This window comes from Vibrio sp. 10N.261.52.A1 (assembly GCF_002876325.1).
Taxonomy (GTDB): Bacteria; Pseudomonadota; Gammaproteobacteria; order Enterobacterales; family Vibrionaceae; genus Vibrio; species Vibrio chagasii.
Map to the genome: position 1 here is coordinate 1 of NZ_MCYD01000829.1, position 7,344 is coordinate 7,344.

At 43.9% G+C, this 7,344-nt stretch carries 7 protein-coding genes; 5 read left to right on the plus strand and 2 right to left on the minus strand.

Annotated features, from left to right (window positions below; translation table 11 throughout):
• A partial coding sequence (locus BCT81_RS17625; protein ID WP_102425291.1) for a response regulator transcription factor occupies positions 1–557 on the minus strand: 557 nt, incomplete at its 3' end.
• Positions 535–1,944 (minus strand): DUF3404 domain-containing protein, encoded by a 1,410-nt coding sequence (locus tag BCT81_RS17630; protein ID WP_102425292.1) that lies wholly within the window; start codon positions 1,942–1,944, stop codon positions 535–537. The genes BCT81_RS17630 and BCT81_RS17625, both read right to left, overlap by 23 nt.
• Before the next feature lie 275 nt (positions 1,945–2,219).
• Here BCT81_RS17630 and BCT81_RS17635 point away from each other — a divergent pair, with 275 nt between their 5' ends.
• From BCT81_RS17635 to trpS, 5 genes are all read left to right on the plus strand, one after another.
• The gene (locus tag BCT81_RS17635) at positions 2,220–2,753 is read left to right on the plus strand and encodes a YbhB/YbcL family Raf kinase inhibitor-like protein (RefSeq protein WP_102425293.1); all 534 of its coding nucleotides are present in this window, start codon (positions 2,220–2,222) and stop codon (positions 2,751–2,753) included.
• 41 nt (positions 2,754–2,794) lie between these two features.
• The gene (locus BCT81_RS17640; protein WP_102425294.1) at positions 2,795–3,580 is read left to right on the plus strand and encodes a helix-turn-helix transcriptional regulator; all 786 of its coding nucleotides are present in this window, start codon (positions 2,795–2,797) and stop codon (positions 3,578–3,580) included.
• A gap of 131 nt (positions 3,581–3,711) precedes the next feature.
• Entirely contained in the window at positions 3,712–5,043 is a 1,332-nt protein-coding gene (locus tag BCT81_RS17645) for a D-serine ammonia-lyase (protein ID WP_102425295.1), read from the plus strand.
• A 159-nt stretch (positions 5,044–5,202) separates the two neighbouring features.
• Positions 5,203–6,003, plus strand: a complete 801-nt coding sequence (locus tag BCT81_RS17650; RefSeq protein WP_102425296.1) for a hypothetical protein — start codon at positions 5,203–5,205, stop codon at positions 6,001–6,003.
• Positions 6,004–6,233: 230 nt separating this feature from the next.
• Positions 6,234–7,256: a tryptophan--tRNA ligase gene (gene trpS, locus BCT81_RS17655; RefSeq protein WP_102425297.1), complete on the plus strand. Its 1,023-nt coding sequence runs from the start codon at positions 6,234–6,236 to the stop codon at positions 7,254–7,256.
• The last annotated feature ends 88 nt before the right edge of the window (positions 7,257–7,344 follow it).

Genomic DNA, 7,344 nt, shown 5'->3' on the forward strand with positions numbered 1-7,344 from the left:
TCTACAGTTCGAGTACTCGGAAAGGCTTGGTATCCCCAAATTTTGTTAAGCAGCTCGTCTCGGTGGAACACTCGCCCTTGGCTCTGGACAAACAGGACCAATAGCTGAAACTCTTTCGGTTTAAGCGCTACTGGGGCTTGATCGAGATAGGCGGTTCTTTCCGATAAGTTGATTTGGATATTGGCGTAATTTAGATGACTGACACCCAGTGGACGCAACTGAGTGATGACCCGCGCCAGTAATTCTTCATTTGAAAAAGGCTTGGTCACATAATCTTTGGCGCCAGCCATTAAGCCTTCTACACGCTGTTGAACTTCTACTTTCGCGGTTAATACGATCACGGGTAGTGCTTTAAGAAGTAACCAGTTTGGCAGGTGTTGTAAGCTGTCGCCGTCCTCAAGTTGCCTATCAAGCACCACGAGGTCGGCTCGTAACCAAAGCTTATTGGCATGCGCAGCTTCTTGTGCCCAAAGGCATTGATAACCATTGGACTCAAAGAAGCTGACTAGGCCTTGTCCAAGTAGTGGGTCATCTTCAATCAGCAGTAGGGTGTTCATAAGCTATTTCCAAAATACATCGGGTTGGATTACGGAGAATAATGAGGCGTCCATTCGCCTGTTTCATCAAGTGTTCAACAATGGTGAGTCCAATACCCATGTTATCGTGTCTATGCGCATCATTTGGAGTGACTCGGGACAAGGTTCGTTCTAAGAATGAAGGGAAATGTCCTTGATCTTGGACCTCAATTCTTAACTTGTCAGCAAGGGTAACGGTCACTAACACATTACCTTTGCCGTGTTGCTTAGCGTTCTTGATCAAGTTATCTAAGCAAATGGTCAGCCAGTAATAGGGCAGGTTAAGCTCTACTTCGCCGGAATCACATTGATAGTCGATGTTGTGCTTTTCGCATACATGTTCAAGCCACTCTTCGAGAGAAGCGTTTTGCTTCAATAAAGGTTCAGCGTTTTCTGTACTCAAGTAAACCTTACTGTTTTCAGTAAGTTGAGATAGCCTCTGATAGTCAGATATCAAACGCCAAACTGCATCTTGAGTGGCATCAGGGAACTCGTCGTAACGATTTCTGAACATTTCGACGGTTAACCCAAGGCTGGTAATTGGTGTGCGAAGTTCATGAGTCAGGAGCTGCAACACAAACTGTCTCTCTTTACGCTGTTTTGTTCTTAGAAATAGTGACCTTGCTAATATTGAAAATAGAACAACTAGCAAAGAGAAGATCATCACTCTCATGAAAAAAGTGTCGTTGTTCGTTTCACTCAGGCAGAGATTACTGTATCGAAACGAACAGCTTTCTTCAGATAAGGTTATGCCTTGTTCCTTCGCAATTGGCTTCCAAACATCATGCGGGACCACTTTCCAACCTTGCTCACCACTTAACCAAAGTACATCACCTTGTTGCCAGGCTCGGTATCCATCAAGCAGCGCGTCCCTTCCTTCTGCTGTTAAGGGTTGTAGTTTGGTGTACAGCGGGTGCAGTGGGTTGGTAATCGTTAAAAACGGGTGAATCTGTTCGCTTGTCTCTGGGTAATGCGCCACATAACGGTCCGCGAAACTTCCCCCAGCAGGATGTTGTTTAGAATGAGCGGCAAACCAGATTGAATCTAAGGTTTGTTGCTGACACAAAGCAAGCTCGAACTCGATGGCATCGCTTAACGCAGAATTAGAGGGTTCAATCGCTTGGCATGTTTGCTGAATCGCGGCTAGAGACGCAATATCTTGCCAACTGAATTTGTTGAAATCGGGGTAACGACTACGGTCTTTAAGCAAAGCCTTCGGGTAATGAGATAACTCTTGTTGAGAAACAAAGATCGGGGATGCTTGCCAGCTCGATTGATAGAGTGTTTGCCATTTGTCTTGCAAGCTTTCGGCATTGGCAAACGTAGGGAGCCAAAACAAAAAACAAAGGGCTAGGGTCAGCCTGCGCATCCAGTCATTCTCATTAAAAGTCATTAGCGCGAGTCTAAAGAATTTTGCTCGAGATTTGTAACCTGAATGTCAACAAGTGTCCCCACTTTATCAATTTGTGACCGCGAGTCGCGAAATTAGCGATACATCATCAATCGATGATTTCTTAAAACAAAGGTTATAAAGTGCAGAAAGTATCATTTATTTGAATTTGATTAGATAATTGTGTACTTACTGTTACTTATTGAAGGGTGGAACTGAATATACTGGATTTAAACCTAACAAGAGGAATCATCATGAGAACAATGATCAAATCAGTATTGGCAGCGAGCATCTTGGCTGCAAGCTCAGTTCACGCATTTGAATTAACCAGTAACGATATTCAAGAAGGTCACCCAATGGCTAAGACGTTTGAATACTCTAGTTGGGGTTGTGATGGTGAGAACTTATCACCTCAACTAATGTGGAAAGACGCACCGGCAGGCACCAAAAGTTTTGCAATCACGGTTTATGACCCAGACGCACCAACCGAAAGTGGTTTTTGGCATTGGGTTGCATTTGATATTCCAGCAACCGTGAATGAATTACCTCGCGCAGCGGACATGACGAAGTTGGGTGGTAAGGAAGGGCGCATCGATTACGGAACGGTTGGTTTTGGTGGCGCTTGCCCTCCTGAGAAAGACGGCATGCATCGTTATCAATTTACGGTTTGGGCGCTACCAACTGATAAGTTAAACCTCGATGAGAATACACCGTCAGCTGTCGTGGGCTTTACACTGAATAGCATGGCGTTAGACAAAGCAAGATTGACGGCAACTTACACACGCTAGTTTGTTGCGCTAAACGTAAATACGAATAAATGGGGGATGAGATGAATCATCAATATCAAGTGACAGTTTTTCGAGCTGAGCAGTTACAAAAGCTGCGTAATGTGAGGATTCTATCCCCTAGTATTATTCAGATCATCACAGGCAGTAAGCGTTTGTTTTGGAAAGACTCGGCAGCAGAGCTTACTCATTCTGAGTTGTTGCTGTGTGAAGCTTCGGCATCATTGAGTTTTGAGAACATGCCACATAAAGGGCGATTTCTGTCCCGCGTGTTTAGTTTTCATTTTCAACCCACTCAAGCGATGCTCGAACTGAGTGAACAATGTGCTGCCGAATTCGAATACCTCACTTTAGAAGCAGACCGCAGTTTACAAGATACTTTAAATGCCTTGTTTACGTTTGATCGTCAAAGTATGAGTGAAACCACACAGCAATTTTGGTTGCAAGGTTTGTATCAACAACTTGCAGAGAAGGGTGTATTACATCGGTTGTTTACTCGTTCAAACGTCTCTTTCAGCCAAAAGCTCAGTCATTACTTATCTCATTCACCAGACGAGAAACACTCTTTAGAAGACGTTGCAGAGCGTTTTGCAATGAGTCGTGCGACGTTAATCCGTAAGCTCAAACTCGAAGGAATGCAATATCGTGAGGTATTAGCAGAAGTGCGTTTGAGCCATGCTTTGTATCTTATGCAAAATGGCCAACACAATGTCACGATGCTTGCTCAATCTTGTGGTTACCAATCTGAAGGACGTTTTAGTCAGCGCTTTAAGGGTAAGTTTGGTCTGTCGCCAAGTGAATACATCAAGACGGTTGCCTCACGGGCATAGTAAGGGAAATAGCATCTGCTGACGGTAGGCACAAGTATCGGTTATTGAATCATTTCTCGATTACGGCTCTAATAGGGTGTACACCAAGTGATTGAAATCGCCCAGAACGCTTAATACCAGAGAAGGTAGCTATGATCGAACTGAATCTAAATAACCTCACCAACGACTTTCCATTACTAAATAAGCTTATGGCGCTCGAAGAGGTGGTTTGGTTTAACCCAAATGTCACAACACTAGACCAAGGGTTACCTTATGTCGGCTTGGATGAGAAAGACATTCATGATGCGAGTTTACGCTTACAACGATTCGCCCCTTACCTTGCAAAAGCATTTCCTGAAACTCAACTATCCAATGGCATCATTGAATCTGATCTTGTTGATATTCCAACGATGAAAACAGCATTGGAGGCGTATTATCAATTGCCGATAAAAGGGCGGTTGATGATGAAGAAAGACAGTCACTTGCCTATCTCTGGGTCTATCAAAGCCCGTGGCGGCATATATGAGGTACTGACACACGCTGAGAAACTCGCGTTTGAAGCTGGGTTATTAAGTGAAAGCGATGATTACAGCAAATTGCTAGAACCCGAGTTTCGTGAGTTCTTTAAGCAATACAGTATTGCGGTAGGTTCAACAGGGAACCTAGGCATGTCAATTGGTATCATGAGCGCGAAATTAGGCTTTACCGTATCCGTTCATATGTCTGCCGATGCGAGAGCGTGGAAGAAGAACAAACTGCGTGAGCACGGCGTAAATGTGGTTGAGTATGAGCAAGATTACGGCGTTGCGGTTGAACAAGGACGAAAAGAAGCTGAATTGGATCCTAGTTGTTTCTTCATTGACGATGAAAACTCGAAGACACTGTTCCTTGGATATTCTGTGGCCGGAGAAAGGCTAAAGCAGCAATTTGCTCAGCAACAGATTGTCGTCGACGAAGCGCATCCGTTGTTTGTCTACCTACCATGTGGCGTAGGCGGCGGCCCTGGTGGTGTGGCATTTGGTTTGAAGATGGCATTTGGCGACCATGTTCATTGTCTGTTCGCCGAGCCTACGCATTCACCTTGCATGTTGTTAGGCGTTCACACCGGTTTGCATGACGAGATTGCAGTACAAGATCTTGGTATTGATAACCTTACTGCAGCTGATGGGTTAGCCGTGGGCCGCGCGTCAGGCTTTGTTGGCAGAGCAATGGAGCGCTTATTGGATGGTTACTACACATTAACGGATGAACGCATGTATCAATTGTTAGGTCAATTGAATCAAGCAGAAGCCATCAAACTAGAGCCCTCTGCATTAGCCGGCATGCCAGGGCCTATCCATGTAGAACATAACACTGAATATATGACGAGATTAGGTATCGATGATTCGACGTTATCCAACAGCACGCATCTTGTTTGGGCGACGGGTGGAGGCATGGTACCTGAACAAGAAATGGCGATGTATCTTGCCAAGTCATCTATTTAATAGGTAGAGATACAAATGCGGGTGGTAGTTGAAAGCTCCTAAATCAATCCATTTATTGCACAGATCGTTATCCAAAACACAGATTTTATAAATTGTGTTTAGTCGTTGCTATCACTCTCAGTTAGGTTGAATGGCATTCAATTTGACAGGGATAGCACGATGGAAACCGATAACACCATTCGACAGCCAATCACATCACAAGAACTTACCCCAACAATGCTGCTACAACGCTTGGATTCTATTGGGCAGTGTTTAAGAGCTTCAAATAAGGCGCTTGCCTTGTTGGGGCTTGGTTCTGTTGGTATCGAAACGGAAAGATTGGACCAATACTCAGACGTCGATTTCTTTGCGATCGTACAGGCAGGACAAAAGCAGCACTTTTTAAACAATTTAAATTGGTTATCTGATGTCCATCCAATCGACTATTCCGTGCGAAACACGGTCGATGGCTATAAAGTTCTGTATGCCGATGGAATTTTTTGCGAATTTGCGGTCTTTGAACCCCATGAATTAGCACATATTCCATTTGCTGAAGGTCGTATTGTTTGGCAGGAAGAGGCGTTCGATGCTAGGTGCTGTGTACCACCGGAAAAAAGTGCTCCACAAGCTAATAACCAAGAGTGGTTAATCGGGGAAGCACTGACCAATCTTTATGTGGGTATGTCCCGCTATAACCGTGGAGAAAAGCTCTCTGGGAGTCGATTTGTTCAGTCTTATGCATTAGATCGTTTAATTGATCTTGTCGAACAAACAGAAAATCCACAACCTGGCTATGTCGATGAGTTTATGTCTGATAGAAGGTTAGAAGCGCGGTTTCCTAAGTTTGCTCAACTGCTTCCAAGCTTCAATCAAGGTTACGAACACACCGCAGAGTCGGCTTTATCGCAGCTCAATTTCTTGAACACTTACTTTGAGATTAACCAAGCCATGCGTTCTAGAATTATAAATTTATGCAATTAATACAGCGAGTTAAATTGAATCAATAAAATGTGTTGTCGTTAGCCAATAATATTGATACGTTTTAAGAATGAAATTTAATCCCGCTTCAACTTCAGTTTTCTTCTGGTGGTGCTCTATCTAGAGCAGCACGGAATACTCACATTCTTACGCTGCTGGAAGGTAGCTAAGAATGTCATCAAGATTGTCGTCTCTTTATATCTCCAGTAGCCTTTTTAACTTGGAGATACTCAATGAAAACAAATCAAAACGATAACAAATCAGAAATTATTCTTACTGGCGACCGCGCGACAGGTCCTTTGCATTTAGGGCATTACGTGGGCTCTCTCAAACAACGTGTATCCTTACAACATGAGCATGACCAAACAATATTGGTTGCCGACATGCAGGGCTTGACTGATAACGCGCACAATCCTTCAAAGGTCTCTTCAAACATTCTCAATGTGGTCGCCGACTATCTGGCTGTTGGCATCGACCCAACTAAAACTACAATTTGCCTTCAATCTCAGCTTCCCGCATTGGCTGAACTGACCATGTTTTACAGCAACCTTGTAACTATCGCACGTTTGGAACGTAATCCTACCGTCAAAAGTGAAATTCAAAACAAGGCGTTTGGTCGCTCTATTCCTGCTGGTTTTCTCACTTATCCTATATCTCAAGCGGCTGATATTACGGCGTTCAATGCAACGTTAGTCCCGGTAGGCGATGATCAACTGCCAATGCTAGAGCAGACAAACGAGATTGTTCGAAAGCTAAACTCGCTCGCTGGTAAGTCTATTTTGAACGAATGTAAGCCGCTTCTGAGTAACGCATCACGACTTCCAAGTACGGATGGGAAAAACAAGATGTCCAAGTCGATGGGAAACGCCATTAACCTGGGAGCGACTGAGAAAGAGATTCGAACGGCAGTAAAGTCCATGTATACCGATCCAAACCATTTAAAAATTGAAGATCCGGGTCAAGTGGAAGGGAATATTGTGTTTACATACCTTGATGCGTTTCATGGTGATGCACAATATGTCAGTGAGTTAAAGAATCATTACCGCAGAGGTGGGTTAGGGGATGGACAAACAAAGAAGGTGTTGGAGGAGTGCTTGCAGGAGATGTTAAGGCCGATAAGGTCCCGTAGAGCAGAACTGCTAGATGACAAAGCGCAGCTGATTGATATTTTACGCAAAGGTACGCAAGTATCGAGAGAAAAAACGGAAGCTGTTTTGTTCGACGTAAAGGGCGTGTTTGGTCTTAATATACTCTGATCGATAGGTCGCTTTATAGGTAAATCCTTCCGTTAAGGTACTGATTAAGATGATTTCCATGTGGGCTGCATGTAAATAAAGTCAATTC

Excerpts from the sequence above, each read along its gene's own strand:
- BCT81_RS17650 (WP_102425296.1), top strand. The coding sequence starts at position 5,203 with ATGGAAACCGATAACACCATTCGACAGCCAATCACATCACAAGAACTT.
- trpS (WP_102425297.1), top strand. The coding sequence starts at position 6,234 with ATGAAAACAAATCAAAACGATAACAAATCAGAAATTATTCTTACTGGC.
- BCT81_RS17630 (WP_102425292.1), bottom strand. The coding sequence starts at position 1,944 with ATGCGCAGGCTGACCCTAGCCCTTTGTTTTTTGTTTTGGCTCCCTACG.
- BCT81_RS17645 (WP_102425295.1), top strand. The coding sequence starts at position 3,712 with ATGATCGAACTGAATCTAAATAACCTCACCAACGACTTTCCATTACTA.
- BCT81_RS17640 (WP_102425294.1), top strand. The coding sequence starts at position 2,795 with ATGAATCATCAATATCAAGTGACAGTTTTTCGAGCTGAGCAGTTACAA.
- BCT81_RS17635 (WP_102425293.1), top strand. The coding sequence starts at position 2,220 with ATGAGAACAATGATCAAATCAGTATTGGCAGCGAGCATCTTGGCTGCA.